Genomic DNA, 25911 nt, shown 5'->3' on the forward strand with positions numbered 1-25911 from the left:
AAGCGGAGTGCTTTGACCTGCAACCGCAAGTTGAGTTACCGGGGGATGACCATCAATGCGTTATCCCGCAAGCAGCTCGTAGTTTGCGATCAACTCGCAGATGCGCTTGACGTCCTGATCCATCGCGCGGTCACGCTGCATGAAGCCGATGCTTTCGCGGATTTTGGCAAACGCCGCGCGCACGGCCGAGCCCGCGTGGAATTCCTCGCTGCCCGCCAATACGGTCATCAACTTCTTCACCTCGTCGACGAACTGCGCGTGACTTTCGTGATCGGGTTTCGGCGCGCCTGAAACTTTCGCCGCAAGGCTTTGCCAATCGCCGCGCGCGGCGAGCATGCGCGCCGCGTTGAGCATGTCCTGCCGGTATTCGAGTGCCTGCGCGGCGGTGTACAGCTCGAGCGCGAGCACGTGGCCGAGATCTTCGACCATCTCGAGCACGTGGCGCGCCTCGTTCGTGCCCATAGACACGTGGTCTTCAGCATTCGCGCTGGTCGGCACCGAGTAGACGCTGGCCGGATGTGCGCGCGTGGCGAGGTCGTTGACCAACGCGGCCGCGGTGTACTGCACGATCATGAAGCCCGAATCGGTTGCGTCCTCGTTGCCGATCAGGAACGCCGGCAGGCCGTCGTTCGTCGCCGGATCGACGAGCTTGTTGAGACGGCGCTCGCTGATTGAGGCGAGCACCGGAATCGCCGCCTTGACGTAGCTCATCGCAAGCGCGAGCGGCATGCCGTGGAAATGGCCTGCCGAGATCACCTGATCCTCGATCACCGTCGCGTTTTCGGCATCGGGGAAGATCAGCGGATTGTCGGTAACCGAATTCAATTCGATATCGAACACGCGCTGCGCCTGCGCGAGCGCGTCACGCACGGCGCCATGCACCTGCGGGATGCAGCGCAAGCTGTAGGCATCCTGCGGCTGGTGCTTCTTGCCACCCTTGAACGGCATGAAGCGCGCGTAGAACGCCTCTTTGCCGTGGCGCTGCGACGGCGGCACGTAGTCCCAGCCGAGATCGAAACGATGCGCCTGATCAGCCGGATCGCTCCACGAATCCGCAAGCCAGGTCTTGAAGCGCGGCACGAGGTGATACGGAATGTCGACGAGCGTCGAGTCGCCAAGCAGCCGGCGCAGATTCGCTGCCGTCTGCAGCTGGCCTGGATGCGGGCGCAGGGCATGCACTTCCTGCTTGAATGCAGAACTGCGCCCAGCGAACGCATCAAGCGTCATCGCCGCGGCGAGATCGGCCGTCGCAAGCAGCTTTTCGAGCGCGTCGAGCGCGAGCGTGCCGCTCGCGAGCATCTGCGCGGTGCCGTTGTTGAGTGCCAGGCCTTCCTTGAACGACAGGCGCACGGGCTCTAGTCCCGCGCATCGGAGCGCTTCGCCGCCGGTCAGGCGCTCGCCTCGATAAAACGCCTCGCCCTCGCCGAGCAGCACGATCGCCAGATGCGACAGCGGCGCGAGGTCGCCGCTCGCGCCGACCGAGCCCTTCTCCGGAATGACCGGAATCACATCACGGTTAAGCAGTTCGGCGAGCGACTGCAGCGTCGCCGCGCGAATACCGGAATGGCCGCGCATCAGCGTGTTGACGCGGATCGCCAGCATCGCGCGCACGACTTCGACCGCGAGCGGCTTGCCGACGCAGACCGCGTGGGTGACGACGAGATTGTGCTGCAACTCTTGCAGCAGCGTGCCGTCCCGTTTTTCGGGATTGCCACCCGGCAGTTCGTCGCGCGCGCGATGCGCGCCGAGCAGCTTGTCGGCGTTGCTGCCGAAGCCGGTCGTCACACCGTAGATCGGCTCGCCGCGCTGCACCTGCTCGGCGAGGAAATCGGCGGTGCGCTGAACTTTGGCGAGCTGCGTTGCATCGAGCTCGATCTTTGCACCCTGCTTCGCGATCGCAACGAGCTCTGCGCGGGTCAAGCTCGAGCCATCAAGGCGAATCACTGTGCTCATATCTTCATCGCCTCGGCTTGCTCGAGTTCCACGCGCAAGGTGCGCACGAGCTCGGCGCGAGCGACTTCAAATTGGTCTTCCTTGCGCAGGTCCTTGACCGTCACCGTGCCCTTGGCGATTTCGTCCTCGCCGAGCACAACGACGAAGCGGATGCCGGCGCGGTCGGCGTACTTGAACTGCTTGGCGAGCTTGCCGCCGTCGAGCACGACCTCGGTCGGGATGCCGCCGTTGCGCAATTGCGTGGCAAGTTCGAGATAGACAGGCAATTGCGCCTCGTCCATCTGGGTGACGAGCACCTTGACCGTCGATTGCGCAGTGTCGATCAGCTTCGCCTCGCGCAGCTGCCAGAACAGGCGCGTCGCACCGATCGAAATGCCGACACCGGGCAGCTTCGACTTGGTGTAGTTGGACGCAAGATTCTCGTAGCGCCCGCCCGAGCAGATCGAGCCGATCTGCGGATGCTCATTGAGCGTGGTCTCGTAGACCGTGCCTGTGTAGTAGTCGAGGCCGCGCGCGATCGAGAAATTTATCGCATAGTGCGTTTGAGGCACACCCAAACCAAGAAGTAAGCCAGTAACTTCCCGAAGTTCTTTGATTCCTTCATCTAGAGCAATCGGCGGTTTCTCCGCGCCCGAGTATTCGCGAACCATCGTTAGAATGCGGACAAATGCATTCTCGCGTTCCGCATGGTCGTGGGCGCGAATCTGCACAAACTCCAAAATCTTTGCAACGACTTCCGTCGGGAGGTCAAAGCCCTCACCCGTCAGCGTGTCGCGCACATAATCAGCGCCGCGCTTGTCGAGCTTGTCGACCTCGCGCAGCGCGAGTGCCTGCTGCTCGGTGTCGGTGATGCCGAGGCCTTCGAAGAATCCGCGCATGATCTTGCGGTTGTTGAGCCAGATCGTGAACGGCCCGATCTTGAGGTCGCGGAACACGCTGTAGATGACCGCGGGGATTTCCGCGTCGTAACGGATCGATAGCGCGTCCTTGCCGATCACGTCGATGTCGCATTGGTAGAACTCGCGGAAACGACCGCGCTGCGCGCGCTCGCCGCGATAGACGCGCTGCATCTGGTAGCGACGGAACGGAAAGCTCAGGTCGTGCTCGTGCTCGGCGACGTAGCGCGCGAGCGGCACGGTCAGATCAAAGCGCAGCGCAAGTTCGGGCCGCTTGTCCTCGCCCTTCTCCAGCGCGCCGGTCGATTGCACGAAATAGACCTGGCGCTCGGTCTCGCCGCCCGACTTGGTCAGCAGCACGTCGGAGTATTCGATCACCGGCGTCTCGATCGGCAGGAAGCCGAAGCGTTCGTAATTCCGACGCACGGTGTCGAGCATCTCGGCGAACGCGATCTGATCGAGCGGCAGCAGCTCCATCACACCGGGCATGGTGCGGGCTTGGGTCAACGGCATGGATGTCCTTGCGCGAAACAGCGGCGGAACGCCGCGCAGGGCGCATTTTACCATGCCGCGACCAAGCGTCGGGGCAGCCTGGCGGCGTGGCGCGGACTACAAGGTCTTGCCGATCACGTCGTCCTTGAGCTTGAAACGCGAATCGAGGGACAAGCTGTCACCTTCGCGCAAACCCGACAGATCACTGTTCTCCGCGAGCTGCCCGTTGTGGACCCAGGTAGCGGGATGCATGGGACCCGGCACGTAGCCCTTCCAGACGCCGTCATCCGCATTGCGCGAGCCCATTTCGTGCACCGAGTACTCGATCGGAACGATCACCGTCGTACCGATCGGTTTGCCGTCGACCATCTCGGCCAGATCGAAATGCCATTGTTTTGCCGCGGCGACGCTGGACTTTTCGAACGCCCGACGCCATTGCTCGGCTTCGTGTTCGGAGCGCGTGCGTGCGCCAAGACTGGTCTGATACGGTTGCACATCGACGACATTGCCGTTGTCGTCCAGGTGCAGATACAGCAGTACTCTTGCTCCGAGATGCGCGCTTACGGCTTCTTGCGGATAACGCGGAGGCTTCATCGCACCGCTGCGCTGCGGTTCACCGAAGCGCACGTCGCCAATGCGCATCAGGTAGTTTCCTTTGTCGCCCGGCGCTGGCTCGGCCTTGAGGTGCAAGTGCATCGACGTTTTCGCGACGACTGCCTGGCCATCGATCAGAATCGGCACGAACGTCCAATTGCGCACGTCCTTGTCGACCAGTTTGGCCACCTCGTCCGGCAGCTTGCTCTTGAGCCGGTAATCGCTGACATGTCCATCCTTGGCGATTTGCACCTCGCCGACGGCGTCCATCGAATATATCGCCGCGGACTGATCCGCTTTCGCAACCGTCATGCCTGCCGCCATCAACATCGCAGCCAATACCGCGTCGCGGGGCGACATACGCATCTCCTTGAGCCATTGATGCCACGACTTTAGGCTCAACCTTTTCGCCGAGCAAGTTTGTCGAACCCGCGAACGTTCAATATCCTCCTTGCTTGCCGATCTTGTATTCGAGCGTCGCCCAGAGCGCGCGTTCGGCTGAACCAAACGTGTTGCGATGGTAGTTGGCGTAGTCGAGTTCGATGCTGAGATCCTTGCGCAGGGCGTAGCCGAGAAGCACATTGAGTTCCGAACCGTAGCGCTGGCTCGTGCGATCGGCGAAAAAGTTGTGCTGGGTGATGCTCCAGTTCCAACTGCCGGACTTGCCGAACAAACTGACGAAGCGATCCTCCAGCCCGTTCGCCGGAGTGTTCTTGAATTGGCTGGTCCAGCCATCGAAGCCGTGATTGGATCCATAGGGCGAGGAGAACGCATTCTTGCCATCGCCGCCCAGAAGTTCGTCGCCGAGCTTGATGCTGGCCCAGCTGAAGCCGTAGCTCAACTCGAGCATGTGATAGTCGGCCTGATAGTGCAGCGGGTTGTTGCGCCAGCTTTCTTGGCGCGCACCTTCGACCGTCCAGCCTAAACTCGTGCCCGTGTCGCCGAATGCGTACTTGCCGGTCCAGCGCAGTCCCGCGGTACGCCAGGAATACTTGGTATTCGTGTCATTCTCGACGAAATAGCCGTAGCCGGCCAGATTGCCGAGCGGCAGTTTCTGATCGATATGGATCAGGTTCGCATCGAGTTGCCACTCGCGCTGGGTCGGGTCGGGGTAGTCGTGGCCGACCGACCGTTGTGCTTCGTCGAGGTAGTAGTACTTGATCGTCGTGCCGGTGTCGAATTTGAGCGCCGCGGCGACGGCATCGAACGACTGCGGATTCTGGCGCCAAAGCCCCGGAGTGAAGAAGCGGTCGTTGTCGAGGCTGACGTATTGGCGTCCGAGCCGCGCCGACGCCGTGCCGTTGTCGTACGCCACCCAGGCGCTCGACACCTCGCTTGACGGCGGATCGCCTTCCGAGGGCCGGTGCGTGTTGCCGTTCGCACCCGAGTTGTAGTGCTCGCCAAACACCGCGAAGACGCGCGTGCCTTCGACGTAGGCGCTCCATTCAGGCGCAAATTTCCACAGATAGCCCAGCGTGAACCGCAGCGTATTCGCATTGGCAGGCTTGGTATAGCCCGCCTGATCGATGTGCGCCGAGCGATAGCGCAAGTCGACAACCAGCCCGTCGGGCGGATAGTCCAGCGCACTCGCCGTGCCCACCTGCGATGCGAGCGCTGCCAAGATCAGCATTCTCGTCGATACGCCGCCTGCCTTATTCCCCATTCGACTCCTCCGCAACTGAGATGGCAGCACCATAGTGTGCAGTGCACAACGCGCCAACTGACTGCTTCGCATGCGCTTATGCCGCGCGGCAGTAAGTCGGCAGTGCATGGCATCGACAGGTATGCGACTTTGGTATTAGCTCCTGTGACAGCCCGGCCGGAGCAAAACGTTTAAGCTCGCGGCGCGGGCATCGCACCCACGGGGTTTCGATCGCGTTGCCCGTCCGCCACTGTCTGTCCACTCACTTCCGAGAAGGTGATTCATGAGCTTTTTGATTTGCCTTGCCGCACTCGCTTTCCTCATGTTCGTGGCCTATCGCGGCTACAGCGTGATCCTGTTTGCGCCGATCGCCGCACTCGGTGCGGTGCTGCTGACCGATCCGTCCGCGGTCGCACCGATCTTTTCCGGCCTGTTCATGGACAAGATGGTCGGCTTCGTCAAGAACTACTTCCCGGTGTTCCTGCTCGGCGCGGTGTTCGGCAAGGTGATCGAACTCTCGGGCTTTTCGAAGTCGATCGTCTCCGCCGTGATCGGCCTGATCGGCAGCCAGCGCGCGATCATTGCGATCGTGCTGGTTTGCGCGCTCCTCACTTACGGAGGCGTGTCGCTGTTCGTGGTCGTCTTCGCCGTCTATCCGTTCGCGGTCGAAATGTTCAAGCAGAGCGACATCCCGAAGCGCCTGATCCCGGGCACGATCGCGCTCGGCGCGTTCACTTTCACGATGGACTCGCTGCCCGGCACGCCGCAGATCCAGAACATCATCCCGACCACGTTCTTCAAGACCGATGTCTACGCCGCGCCCTGGCTCGGCATCATCGGCGGCATATTCATCTTCGTCTGCGGCATCGCCTATCTGGAATGGCGTCGCCGCGTCGCGCTCGCCGCGGGCGAAGGTTACGGCACGGGACATATCAACGAGCCGGAACCGGTCGCAGGCTCGCTGGTCAATCCGTGGATCGCGATCCTGCCTTTGGTCGCAGTCGGCGTGGTCAACTATCTGTTGACGACTTTGATCAAGGCGAATTATGGCAAGACCTACGACGTCGCACTCGTCGCGGGTGCCAAGCCGCTCAGCGTCGACGTGACGCCGGTAGTCGCGATCTGGGCGGTCGAGGGTGCGCTGCTGGTCGGCATCCTGCTCGTGTTCGCATTCGGCTTCCAGCAGCTGAAGGCGAAGTTCGCCGAGGGCAGCAAGTCGGCAATCGCGGGCGCCCTGCTCGCTTCGATGAACACCGCCTCGGAATACGGCTTCGGCGCGGTAATCGCGGCGCTGCCCGGCTTCATCGTCATCCGCGACGCATTGAAGGCGATTCCGAATCCGCTGGTCAACGAGGCGATCTCGGTAACCACGCTCGCGGGCATCACCGGCTCGGCTTCCGGCGGCATGTCGATCGCGCTCGCGGCGATGGCCAACGATTTCCTCGCTGCAGCGAACGCCGCCGGCATTCCTCCCGAAGTGCTGCATCGCGTCGCGGCGATGGCCTCCGGCGGCATGGACACGCTGCCGCACAACGGCGCCGTGATCACCCTACTTGCCGTCTGCGGGCTGACCCACAAGCAATCGTACAAGGACGTGTTCGCGATCACTTGCCTGAAGACGCTCGCGGTGTTCGTCGTGATCGCCGTGTACTATCTGACCGGCATTCACTGATCGCGGTTCGTCGGAGCAAAAAAAGGCCGGGAGATCTCCCGGCCTTTTTCGTTTTGCGCGCTTTCCGGATCGTTCAGAACTGGAAGCGGAAACCCGCCATCACGTTGGTGTTGTTGTCGTGCAGGTAGCCGTTGGCCAGACCGTCGGCCACCTTCGAGTACATGAAGCCGGCATAGGTGTCGAAGCGCTTGGTGAAACGGTAGTCAACGACGAACGAGAACGCATCGAGATTGCCGCTGCATTGCGCGGCGCTGACATTGGAGCACGGAGCGCGCACGGCGACGCCGTTCTGCACCACCGAATGGAAGTCGTTCTGGTCGTAGTGGTAGTAGCCGCCGGTGAGGCTCCATTCCTTGGTCAGCTGCGCCTTGGCACCGACCCAGGAAACCTTCAACTTCTTGTCGAACGCGTAGGCATTGTTGTTCGTTACGCTGATCGTGTATCCGCCGAGGCCGTCGAAGCCGGCCGCGAGCGGGTTGGACGGGTTCGAATAGGTGATCTGCTCGTAGCCGCCGAACAGCTTCCACTGGTCGTTGACCTTGTAGTTCGCCGCCAGCGTCCACGACTCGTTGTCCGAAATCGTTGCGGCGAGAGAATCGTGCGCCAGTCCGCATGCCGGCGGCACCTTGGTGCCCGTGCACGGGGCGATCTGCGCGGCGCTGAGCGAACCGGCCGCGATCGAGGTGTTCTTGAACGCGTACACGCCGTCGACCGAAAGGCCGCCGAAATCCGCGCCGACCGAAATCTGGCCGCCATCACCTGGGCTGCCGTCGTTCTTGCCGAACTGCCACATCGCGGCAACGCGGAAGTTCTCGTACTTGTAGTTGTACTTGACGGAATTGTCGGCACGCACGTTCTCGGTGTTGCCGCCGCCGGCGGTGGCGCCCGAGTAGCCGATCACCGAAAACGCGTACGAGCCTCCCTGCGGATCGTCCTTGCCGATCACGTCCGTCAGCACCGTATTGTGGCGGCCGAGGGTCAGCGTGCCAAATTCCTTCGAACTGACACCAGCAAACGCCGGGCCGTTGAACACCTGTCCCGCACGGCTGCCGTCGGCACCGGTCTTTTGATCGGTAAGCGCTAGGCCGTTGTTGTGGACCAACGAAGCCGTCGCATCGGAAAGTCTGCCCGAGGTCGGGTTGAAACCCATCTCGAGGTTGAATACGAAGTCCAATCCGTCGGTAATCTTCTCCGTACCCTTCAGGCCGACCTTGGACTGGCTCAGGCCGTTCGGTGCTACCGACGTGGTGGATTTGTTGCCGTTCTTGCTCACCAAGTAGTCGAGACCGACATATTGATCCTGGCTCAGCGGGGCGCCATGGCTCTGGTAAGCCACGCCGATGTCGACGATACCGTACAAGGTGACTCCGTTCCAGGTCAGGGTGCCGTCATCGGCGGCGAGCGCGGTGGCGGACATGGCCAGGCCGGCCAGGACGGCGGTGCAAAGCAGGGATTTCTTCGCGGCCATGGCCGCAAGCTTGTTGTAGTGCTGCATTGGGACACCTCGGGTAGTAGAGTTGAAAAGACTGGAGTCTGTGTCGACCGCGTGCGCGTCTCTGCCACACGGGCCCCGCTCGTCTGCGCGCATGTTAGAAATTCATTGTTACAATTATTTGACACAATGGTTCCAGTCGCCACGCCGGCAACCAATTGGACTTAGGTACAAAGACCCAGCCGATTGATCGGCAAGGAAATTCTTGCAGATGAACGCAAGAGGACCGGCTGCTTACTGCGTCGGCCGTTGTTGCCGGCAAAGGATGCGAGCGCGTACCCCGCCCTCGCTAGCCTCGTCCAGCACGAAATCGAAACCGTGCAGGCGCACGATGGCGTCGACCAGGCTTAGGCCGAGACCGCTGCCCGGCACGTTGCGTGCCTCGTCGGCGCGATAAAAGCGTTGCAGGACGGATTTGCGCAGGTCCGATGGAATTCCCGGCCCCGAATCGGCGACCGAAATCACCGGTCCGGTTTCGTCGATATCGAGCTCGACGCGGATCACTCCGCCCGCAGGTGTGAACTTGATTGCGTTGTCGAGCAGGTTGCCGATCGCCTCGAACAGCAGCTCGCCGTCGCAGTCGACAATCGCATCCGCGCCGGCACCAAGCGTCAATCGCACCTCGCCCTGATTCGCGAGCGGCTCGTACAAGCCGACGAGCTTGCGCAGGATCGGTTGCAGCGGCGTCGGCGAAAATCCTGCGCGGCGGCGCTTGCTCTCGATCTCCGAGATGCGCGACAGCGCGCGGAAACGGGCCAGCAGCAGATCGGTCTGGGTCAACGCGTGGTTGAGCGCGGCATGATGCGGCGATGAATCCTCCAGCGACTGCTGGGTGCGATAAATCGACGCGCGCAATCGGGTCAGCGGCGTGCGCAGATCGTGGGCGATGTTGTCGCTCGCAGTCTTGACCTCGCCCATGAGACGCTCGGTTTCGTCGAGCATGGCATTGACGATCTGCGCAAGCACGTCGAGCTCGCGATTGCGCAAACCAAGCGGCAAGCGTTGGCTGTAGTCGCCATCGGCGATGCGCTGCGCCGCGCGATCGATTCCGCGGATATGGCGCACGGCCGGCAGGCTGTAGAACACGCCGCCGAGCACGCCGAGCAGCAGGATCACGGCGGCGATCAGAAAGCAGCCACGCAGCAGCGATTGGCGGATCTGTTCGAGCACGGCGACATCGCGCGCCACGACGAGGACATTGCCGTTGTCCAGCGTCTGCCCGAGCGCGCGAATTTCGAGCGCCTGCGCAAACAGGTCGGCATTGCGCTCGACCGGCAACGCCTGCGGTTTGCCGTTCAGCACGAGTTCGTGAGGCACACGTGCGAGATTGCCCGCGAGCGGCCGCCCGTCCGCTGCGAAGACGCCGAAGAAACTGATGTGCCGGATGTCTCGGGCGATCTCGTATGCAATGTCATCGTCGAGCTGATCCGATGTCGCGCTCGAAAAGACGTGAGCTTGGTTGCGCAGAATCTGATCTACCTGCTGGTTCTGATAGCGCGCGGTCTGCCAATAGATCAATGCGAACAGGCACACGACGGCCAGGGCGAACAAGCCGCCATAGAGCGCGGTCAGGCGAAAGCTGGTGATGCGCCAGAGCTCGGAGAACAGCGCCGCGGAACCCTCGGAAGGGCGTGCCGGACGGCTTGTCATGCCGGACCGAACTGGTAACCGGAACCGCGCACGGTCTGGATCAAGGGCGGGCACCCCGCCTGCTCCAGCTTCTTGCGCAGCCCGGCGATATGCACCTCGATCAGGTTCGTTCCGGGATCGAAGTGATAGCCCCACACGGCCTCGAAAATCATCGTGCGGGTCAAGGTCTGACCCGAATTGCGCATGAGGAATTCGAGCAGCTGGTATTCGGTCGGCTTCAGATCGAGGTCGAGGTCGCCGTAGAACGCATTGTGCGCCACACGATCGAGCAGCAGACCGCGCGCGCGCAGCTGCGTGGGCTCCGCGGCTTGGGCGTGGCGGCGCAGCAGCACCTCGACGCGCGCGGCCATTTCGTCCGAGGCGAACGGCTTGGTCAGGTAGTCGTCGCCGCCGGCGCGCAGGCCGCGCACGCGCTCGTCGACATCGGAAAGCGCGCTGATCATGAGTACCGGAGTCTGAATATTGCGCGCGCGCAAAGCGCCGACCACGTTGAGGCCGTCGATGTCCGGCAGCATGCGGTCGAGCGTGATCACGTCGTAGCCGCTGCTCAAGGCGAGCGCAAGCCCTTCGTTTCCCGTGCCGGCCCGATCGACCTGGAATGCATGGGAAGTCAGCTCGGCTACGATTTCCTCCGCGGTACTGTCGTCATCCTCGATGACGAGAATGCGACCGGAATAGGCGCTGGTCGTCGCGTTCATGGATGGCCGGGCGGGTTTGCGGATCATGCGGATTGCGGGATGCCGAGTAAGCCACGAAATGCAGCCGGAAAAACCAATATTAAAATCCTTTAACTAGCTACGCGCGCAACAAGTCATAGCATCGCCGGTCACAACGCGTCGAGTCCTTTCGCCCTGCACGCATGAACCGGTTAGTCCAAATCGCGCTCAGCCGACCCTACACGTTCATCGTGCTGGGCATCCTGATCCTCATCATCGGCCCCCTGTCGGTCCTGCGCACGCCGGTCGACATCTTTCCGAACATCAACCTGCCCGTGATCAGCGTGGTGTGGACCTATAACGGCCTCGCACCCGACGACGTATCCGACCGCATCGTCACCTACTTCGAACGGCAGATGACGACGACAGTGAACGACATCGAACACGTCGAGTCGCAGTCGCTACCCGGCGTCGGCGTGGTCAAGGTGTTCTTCCAGCCTAACGTCGACGTCAATGCGGCGATGGCGCAGGTGACCGCGATCGCGCAAGTCGTACTGAAACGTCTGCCGCCCGGCATCACGCCGCCGCAGATTCTTTCCTACAGCGCCTCGAGCGTGCCAGTGCTGCAGCTTGCGCTGACCAGCAAGACGCTGACCGATCAGCAATTGTTCGACCTCTCCAACAACTTCATCCGTCCACAGCTCGCGCAAGTCGAAGGCGCGGCGATTCCCTCGCCGTACGGCGGCAAGAACCGCCAGGTCGTCGTCGACCTCGATCCGAACGCGCTGCGCTCCAAGGGACTCTCGCCGTCCGATGTGACCACGGCCATCCTCGCGCAGAACCTGATCCTGCCGTCGGGGACGCAGAAGATCGGCACGTTCGAATACAACGTCACGCTCAACAGCAGCCCGAAGGAACTCGACGAACTCAACGAGTTGCCGATCAAAGCGGTCGGCGGCAGCGTGATCAAGCTCAGCGACGTGGCCCATGTGCGCGACGGTTATTCGCCGCAGCAGAATCTCGTGCTCGTCAACGGCCAGCGTTCGGTGCTGACGACGATCCAGAAGAACGGCAAGGCCTCCACGCTCGACATCGTCGCGCACGTGAAGTCGTTGCTGCCGACGATCCAGGCCGGTGCGCCGAAAGGCCTCGAAGTCGGCACCCTGCTCGACCAATCCATCTTCGTCAAAGCCGCCGTGTCCGGCGTGATCCGCGAAGGCGTCATGGCCGCAGCGCTGGCGAGCCTGATGATCCTGCTGTTCCTCGGCAGCTGGCGTTCCTCGCTGATCATCGCAGTGTCGATTCCGCTGTCGATCCTCTGCTCGATCGCCGCGCTGTCGGCGATCGGCGAGACGATCAACGTAATGACACTCGGCGGCCTTGCGCTCGCCGTCGGCATCCTCGTCGACAACGCCACGGTGACGATCGAGAGCATCAACTGGCATCTCGAACAGGGCAAGGAAGTGCCGGCCGCAATCGTCGCCGGTGCGGGCCAGATCGCGGTGCCGACACTGGTTTCGACGTTGGCGATCTGCATCGTCTTCGTGCCGATGCTCTTCCTCTCCGGCGTCGCGCGTTATCTGTTCGTGCCGATGGCCGAGGCCGTCGTGTTCGCGATGATCGCCTCGTACATTCTGTCGTTCACGCTCGCGCTGACGTTGTCGAAGTATCTGCTCAAGCCGCATGTCGATCCGCATCCGCCGACCGCAAACCCGATCAAGGATGCGATGCGCGAAGACGCGACCGAACATATGGCCGGCGGCTACGGCAACGTGCTGTCCCGTTTCCAGCGCCGCTTCGAGCGCGGCTTCGAGAACGTGCGCGAGAGCTACCGTGCATTGCTGGAACTCGCCCTCGAACGCCCGCGCGGATTCGCGCTCGGATTCCTCGGCGTCGTGCTTGCTTCATTGCTGCTGATTCCCTGGCTCGGCGAAAACTTCTTCCCGTCGGTCGATGCCGGCCAGATCAAGCTGCACATGCGCGCGCAGACCGGTACGCGCATCGAAGAAACCGCACGCCTCGCCAGCGAAGTCGAGAAGACCATACGCCGCGTGATTCCGGCTGACGAACTGAAAAGCGTGGTCGACAACATCGGCCTGCCGGTCAGCGGCATCAATATCACCTACTCCAATTCGGCGCCGATCGGGCCGGCCGATGCGGACATCCTGATCTCGCTCAACGAGGACCACGGGCCGAGCGAGGAATACATCGCCGCGCTGCGCGAAGCATTGCCGCGCGAATTCCCGAGCGCGACGTTCTCGTTCCTGCCGGCCGACATCGTCAGCCAGATCCTCAACTTCGGCCTGCCCGCGCCGATCGATCTGCAGATCGTCGGCTTCAAGCGCGAGGAGAATCGCGCCTATGCCGAAGAGTTGCTGCACCGGCTCAAGCGCATTCCCGGCATTGTCGACTTGCACATGCAACAGGCTTTCGACCAGCCCGAATTGCGCGTCAACGTCGATCGCGTGCGCGCGCAGGAAATGGGTTTCAGCCAGCGCGACGTGGCCAACGATCTGCTCGTCTCGCTGTCCGGCAGCGGCCAGGTCGCGCCGACGTTCTGGGTCAATCCGAGGAATCACGTTTCTTATCCGATCGTGGTACAGACGCCGCAATACAAGCTCGACACGCTGAGCAATCTCGACAACATCCCGATCACCGGCCCGGGTAGCAAGCAGCGCCAGATCTTGGCTGGCGTCGCCAGCATCACCCGCGGCCAGGGCGACGGCGTCGTCTCGCACTATGACGTGCAGCCGACACTGGATCTCTATGGTTCCGCGCAAGGGCGCGACCTCGGCGCGATCTCACGCGAGATCGAGGCGATCTTGCGCGACACGGCGAAAGACGTGCCGCCCGGCTCGACGGTCGCGCTGCGCGGGCAAGTGCAGACCATGGAGGAATCGTATTCGAGCCTGCTGTTCGGCCTCGCCGGCGCAATCGTGCTGATCTATCTGCTGATCGTCGTCAACTTCCAGTCCTGGCTCGATCCGTTCATCATCGTCACCGCCTTGCCCGCAGCGGTTGCCGGCATCGTCTGGATGCTGTTCCTCACCGGCACCACGCTGTCGGTTCCTGCGCTGACCGGCGCGATCATGTGCATGGGCGTGGCCACGGCGAACAGCGTGCTCGTCGTCAGCTTCGCGCGCGATCGCATGGCGCAGGGCGCTGACGCGCTGACCGCGGCGATCGATGCCGGTTACATCCGTTTCCGCCCGGTGCTGATGACCGCGCTGGCGATGCTGATCGGCATGCTGCCGATGGCCTTCGCGATGGGCGAAGGTGGCGAACAGAACGCGCCGCTCGGCCGCGCGGTGATCGGCGGCCTGATCTTCGCCACCTGCGCCACCTTGTTCTTCGTGCCCGCAGTGTTCGCGATCCTGCATGCGCGCGACAAGGCGATGCAGTCCGGCCCCGAAATGCCTGACTCCACGCCACTCGCCGCTCCGACACATTGACGATTCCAGCCTGCGATCTGCACACCATGTCCGATTCCACTCATCTGCAACGACCTTCACCGCGCCGCCTGCGCCTGCTCGGCATCCTCGCGCTTGCAATCGCGCTGGCGCTGGCGCTGACCGGCATCACCGCACGCACGCTGCGCGAGCATGCGCTCAAGCGGAAAATCGACACCGATTCCGTGCCGACCGTGAGCGTGATCGTCCCCGCGCAGGTTGACTCGAAACAGGAGCTCGTGCTGCCGAGCAATGTCCAGCCCTATTACGACGCGCCGATCTATGCGCGCGTGCCCGGCTATCTAAAGAAGTGGTATGTCGACATCGGCACCCAGGTGAAGGCCGGCGAAGTGTTGGCCGACATCGAAACCCCCGAGCTCGATCAACAGTTGCAGCAGGCACGCGCGGATCTCGCCACAGCTGTGGCGAAGGAGAAGTTCGCCGAGACGACGAACCAGCGCTGGCAGAAAATGCTGTCTGCCACCTCGGTGTCGAAACAGGAGGCCGAAGAGAAAAGCAGCGATTTCGATGCGCGCAAGGCCGAAGTCACCGCGCAGCGCGCCAATGTCGACCGCCTGCAGGCGATGGCCGGATTCAAGCGTGTCGTCGCCCCGTTCGACGGCGCCGTCACCGCGCGCAAGACCGACATCGGCGCGCTGATCAACGCCGGCAGCGGCAGCGGCCCGGAGCTGTTCCGCGTCGCCGACACGCACAAACTGCGCATCTATGTCGACGTGCCACAGGCGTATGCCGAACGCATCGCGATCGGCATGCAGGCGAAACTGCAATTACCGGAGCGGCCCGGCCGCAGCTATCCTGCCACCGTGGTGAGTACGGCGAATGCGATCGCCGAATCTTCGCGCACCCTGCTCGTCCAGCTCGAAGCCGACAATGCCGACGGCAAGCTGATCGCCGGCTCGTACGCCGATGTGCATTTCGATCTGCCCGCGTCCGCCGGTGCGCTGCAGTTGCCGGTGACCTCGCTGATCTTCCGCCAGAACGGTTTGCGCGTCGCGACTGTCGGCAAGGACGACAAGGTGGCGATGAAGAGTGTCGAGATCGGCCGCGACTACGGCACCAAGGTCGAGATCGTCGCCGGCCTCGACCCGAGCGACCGGGTCATCGACGGTCCGCCCGACTGGCTCGCCCAAGGCGACACGGTCCGTGCAGCGCAGCTGGAGAAAGCCGGCCCGACCATCGCCGCCACGCATGCGAGCGAAGGAAGCAAGCAGTGAATCGCACCGGGCTCGGGTTACGCGTGCTAACGCTCGCGATCGCGACCAGCGTTTTCGCCGGCTGTTCGTTCGCGCCGACCTACGAAACGCCGAAAACCGACGTCGCCGATACGTACAAGGAACTCGGCCCTTGGCGCAATGCCGCGCCATCCGATCAACTCGAACGCGGCGACTGGTGGCGCGACTATCACGACGCGACGCTCGATGATCTCGAAGCGAAAGTCGATGCCGCCAATCCGGACCTTGCCGTAGCCGTCGACCGCTACGACCAGGCGCGCGCCTATCTCGCGCAGACCGGCAGCGCCCAGTTTCCCGAAGTCAATTCCGGCGGCCTCGCCACACGCAACCGCCAATCCGATCATCGTGCATTGCGCTCCGCTTCGCAGCCGACGTACTACGGCGACAACATCGTCGGCGCCTCGCTCGGCTATGAACTCGACTTGTGGGGCCGCGTACGCAATACGATCGCCGCGGGCGAGGCGGCGACCCAGGCCGCCTCCGCCGATCTCGCCTCCGTGCGCCTGTCGCTGCATGCCGAACTCGCCGACGACTACATCATCCTGCGCGGCCTCGACGCCCAGGAAAAACTGCTCGTCGACACGGCGAGCGCCTACGCGCAGGCGCTAAAACTGACGCAAAATCGCTTCGAAGGCGGCGCCGCCTCGGGCCTCGACGTCGCCCGCGCACAGAATCAGCTCGACAACGCGCGCGCACAGACGACGGATATCCGCGCGCAACGCGCGCTGTACGAGCACGCGATCGCGAGTCTCGCTGGCGAGTCCGCATCGAAGTTTTCATTGCCGCCAAATGTAGTCGAACTCCCGCTGCCATCGACCCCGGTCGCGCTGCCGTCGACGTTGCTCGAACGCCGTCCCGACATCGCCGCAGCGGAGCGCCGCGCCGCAGCCGCGAACGCACTGATCGGCGTCGCCCGCGCCGCGTTCTTCCCGAGCATCAGCCTGACCGCGACTGGCGGTTACGAAAATACAGGCGGCGCCGGATGGCTCACCGCGCCGAACGGGTTCTGGTCGATCGGCCCACGCTTCTCGTTCGCGCTGTTCGACGCAGGCAAACGGCGTGCCGTCAGCGAACAGGCGCAGGCCGCATTCAACGAAGCCGCCGACCGTTACCGCAGCACGACGCTCGCCGCGTTCCGCCAGGTCGAAGACAATCTTTCCCAGCTTCAGCTGCTCGACGAGGAAGCCAGGCAAGAGGATGCCGCGGTCGCCTCCGCGCAGAACACGCTGCACCTTGCGCTGGATCGATATGAGAACGGCGCAGTGAATTACCTCGACGTCGTCGCCTCGCAGACGGCGGCGCTGCAGGCGCAGCGCACGCTGCTGGTCCTGCGCGACCGCCAGTTGCGCGCCAGTGTCGGGCTGATCCGCGCGGTCGGCGGAGGCTGGTCGACGAAGGACATGCCCGGCGCAGACGACGCCAAACTCGCGGTGAGTGAAACCGGAATCAAGAAGGATTGACCGCCGACCTCGCGGTTCAGAAGCGCAAGCGCATGCCGACCATCGGGCTGACGTTGGAATCATGCAGGTAGCCGGACGCTTGTCCGCCGGCTACCTTGGAATACATCACACCGCCGTAGACATCGAAACGCTTGCTCAACCGATAGTCCGCCATCGCGGAATAAGCGTTGTAGTTGCCGCTGCACGTCGCCGCGCTCGTGTCGGAGCAATGCTTCAGGCCGTAGCTGTTCTGGTCGTAGTGATAGATCGCAGCGGTGATGTCGAAGTCCGGCGTGATCAGGTATTTCAGCCCGCCCCACGAGGCCTGCAGCACTTTCGGCTTGGGAAACGCCGCGTTGTTGGTGAAGCTGACGAGGTAGCCACCGAGGCCAGAGAACCCGGCTTCGAGCGGGTTCGAGGGATTCTCGTATTTGATGTGCTCGTAACCGAGGCAAACCTTCCATGGACCGGCCTTGTAACTTCCGGCCAGCGTGTAGGAGGTATTGTCCGAAATTGTCCCGACAAGCGAATCGTGTGGCGCGGTCGCCGCCTGCGCCGCGCTCAGCGACGCCGCAGCGATCGCGTCGTCCTTGTGGCCATAAATGCCGTCGACCGAAAAACCTTCATATTCAAAGCCGACGTTGCCCTGCCAAGCCTTGCCGGGGCTGCTATCGGTCTTTCCCGGCTGATATAGGACGCCAGCGTGGAATCCTTCGGCTGAGTAGAGATATTTGAGTGAGCCGTCCAGGCGCGCGTCTTCGGTATCGCCCATGCCGGCGACGACGCCCGACAATCCGATCACCGAGAACGCGTAGGAGCCGCCCATCGGGTCGTACTTGAGGATGTTGTCGAGCAGCAGGGTGTTGTTGCGGCCGAGCGTGGCCGTTCCCCACATCGGCGAACTCAACCCGGCGACGGCCACGCCGTTGAACAACTGGCCGGCGCGCGAACTGTCGCCGGCTGACGTCTGATTCGCAAGCGGCTTGCCGTTGTTGTGCGTCAGCGATGCCAGCGCATCGGCGAGATTTCCCGATTGCGGATCAAAGCCCGCTTCCACGTCGAACACGAACGAGAGATCGTCGGTCAGTGCTTCTTTGCCGCGCAGGCCGATCTTGGATTGGCTCAGTCCGTTCGGTGCGACCGAGGTAACCGACTTGTCGCCCTTCTTGTCGATCAGATACTGCACGCCGACCATCCAGTCCTGACTGAGCGGCGCGCCGTGCGATTGATAGCTCACGCCGATGTCGAACGCTCCGTAAAGCGTGATCCCGTTCCAGGTCAGCGCGCTGTCCGCGGCGCTGATCGTTGCGATCGGCGCGCACGTCAGCAATGCGCCGATCCCGATCGGCAGCAGATTTCGCCGGGTTCCCGGTCGAAAGGGCGCTGCGCAGAGCGCCGACTGAAATGGGACGTTTCGCAGGCAAAGGCTCATCGGGGCAGACTCCAGCGTCGTGATCTTCGGGACGACGGACGGGCGCGCGAGGACGTCCCGAATCGTTTAGGGCGTTTCGGCATCGCTACGTTCGTTCCAGTTCTCCCCGCAGCCAGTTGACGATATCTCATCGATATAGTCAAGCAGACATATCGCTATTTCCTCATCGCGACGGGACACTTGGCCAGCGTTGCGACGAAACGTTGTTCATGCGCGGCGAACCGAACGCAGGACCTGTAAGGATTTTTCCCTTCTACGGTCTAATACTTCGACGCGGCGCAGCATTCACGGGTCTTGCCTGTGCCGGCGTTGGGACCTAACGTAGTGGGACGAAGAGGTGGAGTGCATCGCGAGTCAGGGAGTGGCATGTCCGCGATATAACCTTTTCTTCACATCGATATGTCTCGATGGAAACGCCATTCCCGGCGCCGCCGGGTCAGTAGAAATTTTTTTCACCCACATCACGGAGCACATTGTCATGTCGAACAAAATGATCAAACCCCTCACTCTGGCCATCGGCACTGGCATCGTCGGCGCCTTCTCGCTCGCCCAGATCGCGCAGGCCAACCCGACGTTCCACCTCAACAGCCTCGTCGCGGGCTACACCCAGTCTGCGGTCGGCAACGAAGGCAAGTGCGGCGAAGGCAAGTGCGGCGCGACCAAGGGCAAGAAGTGCACGGAAATGCCCGACAAGGCCGCCCAGGACAAATGCATGACCGAAGCGCACGCCGGCGACAAGGCGAAGGGCAAGGAAGGCTCGTGCAGCGCCGACAAGAAGGGCAAGGAAGGTTCTTGCTCGTCCGACAAGAAGGGCAAGGAAGGCTCCTGCAGCGGTCATTGAGCAGCATGCTTCGTCCAGCCGCACTTCACGGCGCCGGACTCGGCCTGCGGCGGTCCCTATTGGGGCCGCTGCAGGACTGGCGCGCAGCACACGAACGCAACGCGGACGACGCGCGTGCGATCGATTTCTTCGAAGTCGCGCCGGAGAACTGGATCAATGTCGGCGGCCGGCTGGGCAAGGCATTGCGCTCGTTCAGCGAACGCCATCCGTTTGTCTGCCATGGCCTGTCGCTCTCACTCGGCGGCCCTGCGCCGCTCGACGAAACCCTGCTGCACAAGATCCGCCGCTTGCTCGACGAGCACGCAGTCGCGATCTACAGCGAACACCTTTCCTATTGCTCGGACGATGGTCATCTCTACGACCTCTTGCCGATTCCGTACACCGAGGCCGCGGTCGACTACGTCGCGGAGCGCATCCGTCGCGCGCAGGACATCCTCGGCCGGCGCATTGCGATCGAAAATGTGTCGTGCTACGCCACGCCTGGCCGCGAGATGAGCGAGGCCGATTTCACCCGCGCCGTGCTCGAAGCCGCCGACTGCGAGCTGTTGCTCGACGTCAACAATGTCTACGTCAACAGCGTCAACCACCGCTATGACGCCAAGGCATTCATCGATGCGATGCCGCCGCAGCGCGTCGCCTATTTGCATATCGCCGGCCACTACGACGAAGCCCCGGGGCTGATCGTCGACAGTCACGCCGCACCCGTGATCGACCCGGTCTGGGACCTGCTCGACCACACCTACGCGCATTGCGGCGTGAAACCCACCCTGCTCGAACGCGACTTCCACATTCCTCCGCTCGCGGAACTGCTCGCAGAACTCGACCATATCCGTGCGATCCAGCAACCGCGCCTCGGGCGAATCCATGAACACAGCCGCCGAATCGCCTGACCTGCGCTCCACGCAGGACTTGCAATACCGTTTCACCGCACACCTGCGCGACCCCGCGGGTGCGCCCGTGCCGGCGGGCGTCGACGATCGCCGCATGCGCGTCTACCGCGAACTCGTGTACGCGAACATGGAGAGCTTCATCTCCTCGAACTTCCCGGTGATCCGCAGCCTGTACGACGATGCGCAATGGGAAAACCTCGCACGCGAATTCCTGCGCGAGCACCGCTGCCATACCCCGCTTTTCCCCGAGTTCGGCCGAGAGTTCCTGCGCTGGCTGGAAACGCGGCAGGAACAAGGTGGCGGCGACCCGCCGTGGCTGCTCGAACTGGCCCACTACGAATGGGCGGAGCTGGCATTGTCTCTGGACGAAGCGGACATCGATGCGCTGGCGCACGATCCGGACGGCGATCCGCAGCACGCCGTCCCGGTCATCTCGCCGCTCGCCTGCGTCCTCGCCTACCGTTTCCCGGTGCATCGCATTTCAGCGGATTTCCGCCCCGCCGAAGCGCCGGACGAGCCGACGCTGCTCTTGCTCGTGCGCGGGCGCGACGACACGGTGCGCTTCCACGAAATCAACGCGCTCAGCGCGCTTCTCGTCGAACGCCTGCAGCAGAACACCGAGGCCAGCGGCAGCGACTGCCTCGAAGCCCTGCTCGCCGACTACGATGCCGCCACTGCGGCCAATCTGCGCGCCGCCGGCGAAGCCATGCTGCAGGAATTGAAACAACGCGAGGCCATCCTCGGCACGACTTTGTAAGGATTTGCCGGCGCCCGCGTCCAATCGGCAACACAACAAACGGGGAATGCCGTGCAAAACCTGATCCCGCTCTGGGAATCGCTCGCCGCACGCCTGCGCGGCATCGGCCAGATCGTGCCGCCGCTGGTCCTGCGCCTGATCATGGCGTTCGAGTTCTGGCAGTCTGGACTGGAGAAATACTCCGGCGACAACTGGTTCGCCGACATCCAGGACAAGTTCCCGTTTCCGTTCTCGGCGATTCCGGCGAACCTGAGTTGGTTTCTCGCCACTTGGCTCGAAATCGGCGGCGCGCTATTGCTGCTCGTCGGCCTGTTCACGCGCTTCGCCGCGTACTCTTTGTTCGTGCTGACCTTCGTCGCCACCGCAGCCGTGCACTGGCCGGACATGATCACGATGTGGAGCGATCTCGCCAAGGGTTACGCGATCACCGACATGGGCCACGGCAACTTCAAGCTGCCGCTGCTGTTCGTCGTCATGCTGTTGCCGATCATCTTCCAGGGGCCGGGCAAGATCAGCCTGGATTATCTGCTCTGCCGCACGCTCAAGGCCGATCCAATGCCCGCCCCGATCGCCGATGCCTGGGCTTGGGGCTGGGCCGCGCTCGCCCTCGGCATTCCGTTCGCGATGCTGATTCCGGCGGTCGGCGCCGTGCTGATCTTGCTCGCACTGGCGCTGTTTGCGTTCGCACGCTTCGCCCGCGCATGAACGCGCAAGCGCCGCCGCCCGATCCGGTCGCGCCTTCGCGCGTGCTTTCCGCGGTGCGCCGCAACGCGGTCGCGCTGATCAGCCTGTCCGTGGCGCTGTTCTCGACGAGCTACAACACCTGGCGCAACCAGACCACCGAAGCGCACCGCAACGTGCGCGAAGCTTCGTTCAAGCTGCTCGAGGAATGCGGCGAGCTGCAGCAGCTCGCACAGCATCGCTATTACGGTGGCGACCATTCGCAGATGAACTGGATCGCCGGCTGGGGCCGTGCGACGCTGATCCGCGACATGGCACCGCTGGTGTCGAAGGACGTGCAGGCGCGCGCCGATGCGTTGTTCGATTCCTGGAAGGAAAACGCCAGCGAGCTCGAGAGTGGCCAGGGCGACTCGGCGCAACGCATCGAGGCCGCGATCGATGCGCTGACCGGCGAGGTGCGCAGCGAGTTGATCACGCTGCATTGACCGTAGCGGCGGGGCCAATCAAACGCCGCGAGCTGCTCGACTCAGTAGTTTTGATCCAGGTTCCCGTCAAGATTGTGGGAACCTGGTAGCACGGCTATCCTCGTTGCATGTCCACCCCCGCCGCCAACAACGCGCAATCGACGAAATACGCCGAACGTTTCCGCGGTTTCCTGCCGGTCGTCGTCGACGTCGAAACCGGCGGTTTCGACAACGAGCGCGATGCACTGCTAGAGATCGCGGCCAGCGTCGTGCGCATGGACGAAAACGGCAACGTCCATCCCGACACCGTCGTGTCGACGCACGTGGTGCCGTTTCCGGGCGCGAACATCGATCCGCGCGCGCTCGAAATCACCGGCATCGACCCGACCCATCCGTTTCGCGCCGCGGTCGAGGAGCGCGAGGCGCTCGACCTGATCTTCCGCCCAATCCGGCGCGCACTGCGCGAGTACGAATGCTCGCGCGCCGTGCTCGTCGGCCATAACGCCTCGTTCGATCTCGGCTTCCTCAACGCCGCGATCCGCCGCGTCGGCTACAAGCGCAGTCCGTTCCACCTGTTCAGCTGCTTCGACACGGCAACGCTCGGCGGCCTCGCCTATGGCCAGACCGTACTCAGCCGCGCAGTACAGGCGGCCGGCTTCGAATGGAACGAAGCCGAGGCGCACTCCGCCGTCTACGATGCCGAGCGCACGGCACTGCTGTTCTGCGCGATCGTCAACCGCTGGAAGGCCATGAGCGACGCCTTCCCGGCTCAATAGCTGCCGACGCGAAGTAGACACACGGCCCAAGCTGAACAAATTCCATGCCCTGCGCGTCGGCCGTGTCCGCGGGCTGCGGTTTGGCGCGTTGATGAACCTGCAGTTTCCAACCGATGGGAGAATTCCATGAACGCTGCAGCCTCCGCCCGCCGCTCTTCGCGCATCTGGCTCGCGCGCGCACTCTTCGCTGTCGCAGCAGCCGCCTCGCTGACCGCGGTCGCGCCAACCGCGCATGCGGGCGTGTTCGTCTCGGTGAATTTTGCGCCGCCGGCGCTGCCGGTCTACGTGCAGCCGGCGATTCCGGGACCGGGCTATATCTGGACGCCGGGTTACTGGGCTTACGATCCGGTCAGCGGCTATTACTGGGTGCCGGGCACCTGGGTGCTGCCGCCGTATACAGGCGCACTGTGGACGCCAGGCTACTGGGGCTGGGCCGACGGCGCCTATCTCTTCCACCCCGGCTACTGGGGCATGCACGTCGGCTACTACGGCGGCATCAACTACGGCTTCGGCTACGTCGGCGTCGGCTATGTCGGCGGCTACTGGGGACCGCGCGGGTTCTACTACAACCGCGAGGTCAACCACATCACCAATGTCAACATCACCAACGTCTACAACAGGACCGTGATCGTCAACAACAACATGACGCGCGTGAGCTACAACGGACCCGGCGGCGCCAGTGCGCGACCGAACGCAGAGGAAATGCGCTTCGCCGGCGAGCGCCACACGCCGGCCATCGCCGCACAGGTGCAGCACCAAACGTTGGCCAGCCGCAACGAAGCGATGCGCGCAACGGTCAACCACGGCGCTCCGGCGCTGGCGGCAACGGCACGTCCCGGCGCGTTTGCGGCACGCGCGGCCACTCCGACGGCAATGGCCAACACTCGCCCGGCCATGCGCTCGGCAAACTATGTTCCACACCAGGGTGGTCCTTCAGCGCAGGCGAACTTCGCCGCGCGCAGTGCACCATCGCATGTCTCGGGGATGCCGCAACCGAACCACGTAGCGAGGAGTTCGGTCGCGCCTGCACAGGCTATGAGCCTGCACTCCGCACCGCCGTCGCACGTCAACGCGGCGCCGCGAATGAACACCGCACATCCTGCACCGCACGCGCCCGCGACGCATGAGCGCGAAGGTCGATCGGAACATCGTTAAGCCAACCGCCCCGCGTCGGCACAAAGAGGCCGTCCCCGCGACCTCTTTGCGTGCGGGCTGCACCACCGAGCTTGAGTTCGGCAGCAAGCGGGCCCATCATCAACTTGGACCCATTTCGGATTTTCACCAACCGTTCATGCCGATCTACGAATACGCCGCCGTCGACAAGGGTTGTGCTCATTGCGATGCGCATTTCGACCTGCGCCAGAAGCTTGCCGATGCCGAATTGACCGCCTGCCCGCAATGCGGTGCACCGGTCAAACGCGTGATCAGCGCGCCGAACGTGGCGATCGGCAATGCGCACGTGCTCAAGGAAAGCAACGTCGCGGCGAAGGGATTTACCCAGTACCGCCGTGCCGGCAAAGGCGTGTACGAGAAGACCACCGGCAACGGGCCGAAGTACATCAGCGGGGATTAACGCGAAGTCCGTATCATTGCCGCATCGTTTTCTGGAAGTCGCACGATGCGCCCGTTTTCAACATTGCTGTTTGTCGCAGCATTGACTCTGTCCGCAACCGCCGCCGCAGTGGCACCGGACAGTCCCTTGGCAAAGAGGGACACGCAAATCGATGCCAACCACGACAGCGCGCCGCGACACTACGCCGAGCGCTGGTTTTACACGCGCAGTGGGGGCGTGCAAAACGAGACCGTGCTTTACGTTGCCGACTCGCTCGATGGCGCGCCGCGCACGTTGCTCGACACCAAGACATTGTCGAAGCGCGACACCTTCGCGCTCAAGCAGTGGGCGGTGAGCGATGACGGCAAGTACGTTGCTTACGGATTGGCTTCCGGCGGCTCCGATTGGGAAGAATGGCATGTGCTCGACGTTGACACCGGCAAGCCCACCGACGACGTGCTCAAATGGGTGAAACTTTCGACCACGAGCTGGCGGCGCGACGGCACGGGGTTCTTCTACAGCCGCTACGACGAGCACGACAAGGGCGGCGCCGACAAATTCCAGAAGCTGTACTTCCATCGCCTCGGCGAAAGCCAGGATGACGACCTGCTGATCTACGAGAACAAGGATCAGCCCGACTGGACCTTTGCCGCCGAAGTCAGCGACGGCGGCCGCTGGCTCATCATTCGCGTCACCCGCAACAATGCGCCGAACAACCTCGTGTTGTATCGCGACCTGGCCAAACCGTATCGGCAAAAAGGCGAAAAGAAACAGGCCTCGAAGGCAAAAGCACCTGGCCCTAACGTGCGCAATATGCAGGGCAAGAAGATCAAGACCGAATCGGTGATCACACCGGTCGAAACCCTGATCGGCGATTGGAGTGCTGGCTGGGAATTTCTCGGCGACACGAAAAATACGCTGTATTTTCTGACCGATGCAGATGCACCGCGCCGCCGCATCGTCGCGATCGACGTCGACAATCCAGCCAAAACGAACTGGAAGGAAGTCGTGCCGCAGGCGAAAGGTACGCTGCAAAGCGCGTGCATCGTCAACCGCAGCCTGGTCACGGTTTACATGCAGGATGCGCACAGTGTCGTGCGCACATTCGATCTCAAGGGCAAGACGCTCGGCGACATCGCGCTGCCAGGCCCCGGCACGGTGTCGGACCTCGAGGGACGCCCACGCGACCAAGCGGTTTTTTATACTTTTTCAACCACCGCCGCGCCGTCCGCGGTATATCGCTACGATCTGAGCCTGCAAAGCGGCGGAGTCTGGCGTGCGCCGGAACCCGCACAGGCAAAATGAGCCGACGCAGCCGACGCGAATCGAC

General features: G+C 63.0%; 21 protein-coding genes. 13 read left to right on the top strand and 8 right to left on the bottom strand.

What is annotated here, in order from left to right; translation table 11 throughout:
* Positions 1-60: 60 nt before the first annotated feature.
* From F455_RS0111295 to F455_RS0111310, 4 genes are all read right to left on the bottom strand, one after another.
* Entirely contained in the window at positions 61-1953 is a 1893-nt protein-coding gene (locus F455_RS0111295; protein WP_026293301.1) for an HAL/PAL/TAL family ammonia-lyase, read from the bottom strand.
* Complete coding sequence (gene hisS / locus F455_RS0111300) at positions 1950-3362, bottom strand: histidine--tRNA ligase (RefSeq protein ID WP_026293302.1); 1413 nt, start codon at positions 3360-3362, stop codon at positions 1950-1952. The genes F455_RS0111295 and hisS overlap by 4 nt, the downstream gene beginning before the upstream one ends.
* A gap of 96 nt (positions 3363-3458) precedes the next feature.
* Complete coding sequence (locus F455_RS0111305) at positions 3459-4295, bottom strand: energy transducer TonB (RefSeq protein ID WP_018973402.1); 837 nt, start codon at positions 4293-4295, stop codon at positions 3459-3461.
* A 79-nt stretch (positions 4296-4374) separates the two neighbouring features.
* Positions 4375-5565, bottom strand: a complete 1191-nt coding sequence (locus F455_RS0111310) for a hypothetical protein (RefSeq protein WP_018973403.1) — start codon at positions 5563-5565, stop codon at positions 4375-4377.
* Between the two features lie 295 nt (positions 5566-5860).
* Between F455_RS0111310 and F455_RS0111315 the strand changes: the two genes are divergently transcribed.
* Positions 5861-7249 carry a GntP family permease gene (locus tag F455_RS0111315; protein WP_018973404.1) on the top strand — a complete coding sequence of 463 codons (1389 nt, stop codon included), beginning with the start codon at positions 5861-5863 and terminating at the stop codon, positions 7247-7249.
* A gap of 73 nt (positions 7250-7322) precedes the next feature.
* On the opposite strand, the gene F455_RS0111320 is transcribed toward F455_RS0111315, so the two are convergent.
* The 3 genes from F455_RS0111320 to F455_RS0111330 form a co-directional block, all read right to left on the bottom strand.
* Positions 7323-8744 carry a porin gene (locus F455_RS0111320; RefSeq protein WP_018973405.1) on the bottom strand — a complete coding sequence of 474 codons (1422 nt, stop codon included), beginning with the start codon at positions 8742-8744 and terminating at the stop codon, positions 7323-7325.
* 231 nt (positions 8745-8975) lie between these two features.
* Positions 8976-10391, bottom strand: a complete 1416-nt coding sequence (locus F455_RS0111325) for a sensor histidine kinase (protein ID WP_018973406.1) — start codon at positions 10389-10391, stop codon at positions 8976-8978.
* Complete coding sequence (locus tag F455_RS0111330) at positions 10388-11089, bottom strand: response regulator transcription factor (protein ID WP_018973407.1); 702 nt, start codon at positions 11087-11089, stop codon at positions 10388-10390. The genes F455_RS0111325 and F455_RS0111330 overlap by 4 nt, the downstream gene beginning before the upstream one ends.
* 161 nt (positions 11090-11250) lie before the next feature.
* Here F455_RS0111330 and F455_RS0111335 point away from each other — a divergent pair, with 161 nt between their 5' ends.
* Genes F455_RS0111335 through F455_RS20600 form a run of 3 tightly spaced genes read left to right on the top strand, consistent with a single transcriptional unit; the run spans position 11251 to position 17209 of the window.
* Positions 11251-14499 (top strand): efflux RND transporter permease subunit, encoded by a 3249-nt coding sequence (locus tag F455_RS0111335; protein WP_018973408.1) that lies wholly within the window; start codon positions 11251-11253, stop codon positions 14497-14499.
* Between the two features lie 26 nt (positions 14500-14525).
* Positions 14526-15731 carry an efflux RND transporter periplasmic adaptor subunit gene (locus tag F455_RS0111340; RefSeq protein WP_026293304.1) on the top strand — a complete coding sequence of 402 codons (1206 nt, stop codon included), beginning with the start codon at positions 14526-14528 and terminating at the stop codon, positions 15729-15731.
* Positions 15728-17209 (top strand): efflux transporter outer membrane subunit, encoded by a 1482-nt coding sequence (locus F455_RS20600; RefSeq protein WP_211212312.1) that lies wholly within the window; start codon positions 15728-15730, stop codon positions 17207-17209. The genes F455_RS0111340 and F455_RS20600 overlap by 4 nt, the downstream gene beginning before the upstream one ends.
* Before the next feature lie 16 nt (positions 17210-17225).
* Here the strand turns inward: F455_RS20600 and F455_RS0111350 are convergent, their stop codons facing one another.
* Complete coding sequence (locus tag F455_RS0111350; RefSeq protein ID WP_018973411.1) at positions 17226-18518, bottom strand: porin; 1293 nt, start codon at positions 18516-18518, stop codon at positions 17226-17228.
* 580 nt (positions 18519-19098) lie between these two features.
* Here F455_RS0111350 and F455_RS0111355 point away from each other — a divergent pair.
* The 9 genes from F455_RS0111355 to F455_RS20620 all read left to right on the top strand — a co-directional run bounded on the left by F455_RS0111355 (position 19099) and on the right by F455_RS20620 (position 25886).
* Entirely contained in the window at positions 19099-19461 is a 363-nt protein-coding gene (locus tag F455_RS0111355; RefSeq protein ID WP_018973412.1) for a hypothetical protein, read from the top strand.
* Positions 19462-19466: 5 nt separating this feature from the next.
* The gene (locus F455_RS20605) at positions 19467-20351 is read left to right on the top strand and encodes an HvfB family MNIO-type RiPP peptide maturase (protein WP_033409791.1); all 885 of its coding nucleotides are present in this window, start codon (positions 19467-19469) and stop codon (positions 20349-20351) included.
* On the top strand, positions 20326-21108 hold the full coding sequence (locus F455_RS0111365; protein WP_018973414.1) for an HvfC family RiPP maturation protein: 783 nt from the start codon (positions 20326-20328) through the stop codon (positions 21106-21108). Before F455_RS20605 ends, F455_RS0111365 begins: the two co-directional genes overlap by 26 nt.
* Before the next feature lie 51 nt (positions 21109-21159).
* The gene (locus tag F455_RS0111370; RefSeq protein WP_018973415.1) at positions 21160-21813 is read left to right on the top strand and encodes an HvfX family Cu-binding RiPP maturation protein; all 654 of its coding nucleotides are present in this window, start codon (positions 21160-21162) and stop codon (positions 21811-21813) included.
* Positions 21810-22274, top strand: a complete 465-nt coding sequence (locus F455_RS20610) for a hypothetical protein (RefSeq protein WP_018973416.1) — start codon at positions 21810-21812, stop codon at positions 22272-22274. The genes F455_RS0111370 and F455_RS20610 overlap by 4 nt, the downstream gene beginning before the upstream one ends.
* Positions 22275-22381: 107 nt before the next feature.
* Entirely contained in the window at positions 22382-23029 is a 648-nt protein-coding gene (gene rnt / locus F455_RS0111380; protein WP_018973417.1) for a ribonuclease T, read from the top strand.
* A 126-nt stretch (positions 23030-23155) separates the two neighbouring features.
* Positions 23156-24184 carry a YXWGXW repeat-containing protein gene (locus tag F455_RS22030; protein WP_051084184.1) on the top strand — a complete coding sequence of 343 codons (1029 nt, stop codon included), beginning with the start codon at positions 23156-23158 and terminating at the stop codon, positions 24182-24184.
* Complete coding sequence (locus F455_RS22490; RefSeq protein WP_083918923.1) at positions 24153-24602, top strand: FmdB family zinc ribbon protein; 450 nt, start codon at positions 24153-24155, stop codon at positions 24600-24602. The genes F455_RS22030 and F455_RS22490 overlap by 32 nt, the downstream gene beginning before the upstream one ends.
* A gap of 126 nt (positions 24603-24728) precedes the next feature.
* Complete coding sequence (locus F455_RS20620) at positions 24729-25886, top strand: prolyl oligopeptidase family protein (protein WP_020684078.1); 1158 nt, start codon at positions 24729-24731, stop codon at positions 25884-25886.
* Positions 25887-25911: the final 25 nt, after the last annotated feature.

The organism is Rudaea cellulosilytica DSM 22992 (assembly GCF_000378125.1).
Taxonomy (GTDB): domain Bacteria; phylum Pseudomonadota; class Gammaproteobacteria; order Xanthomonadales; family Rhodanobacteraceae; genus Rudaea; species Rudaea cellulosilytica.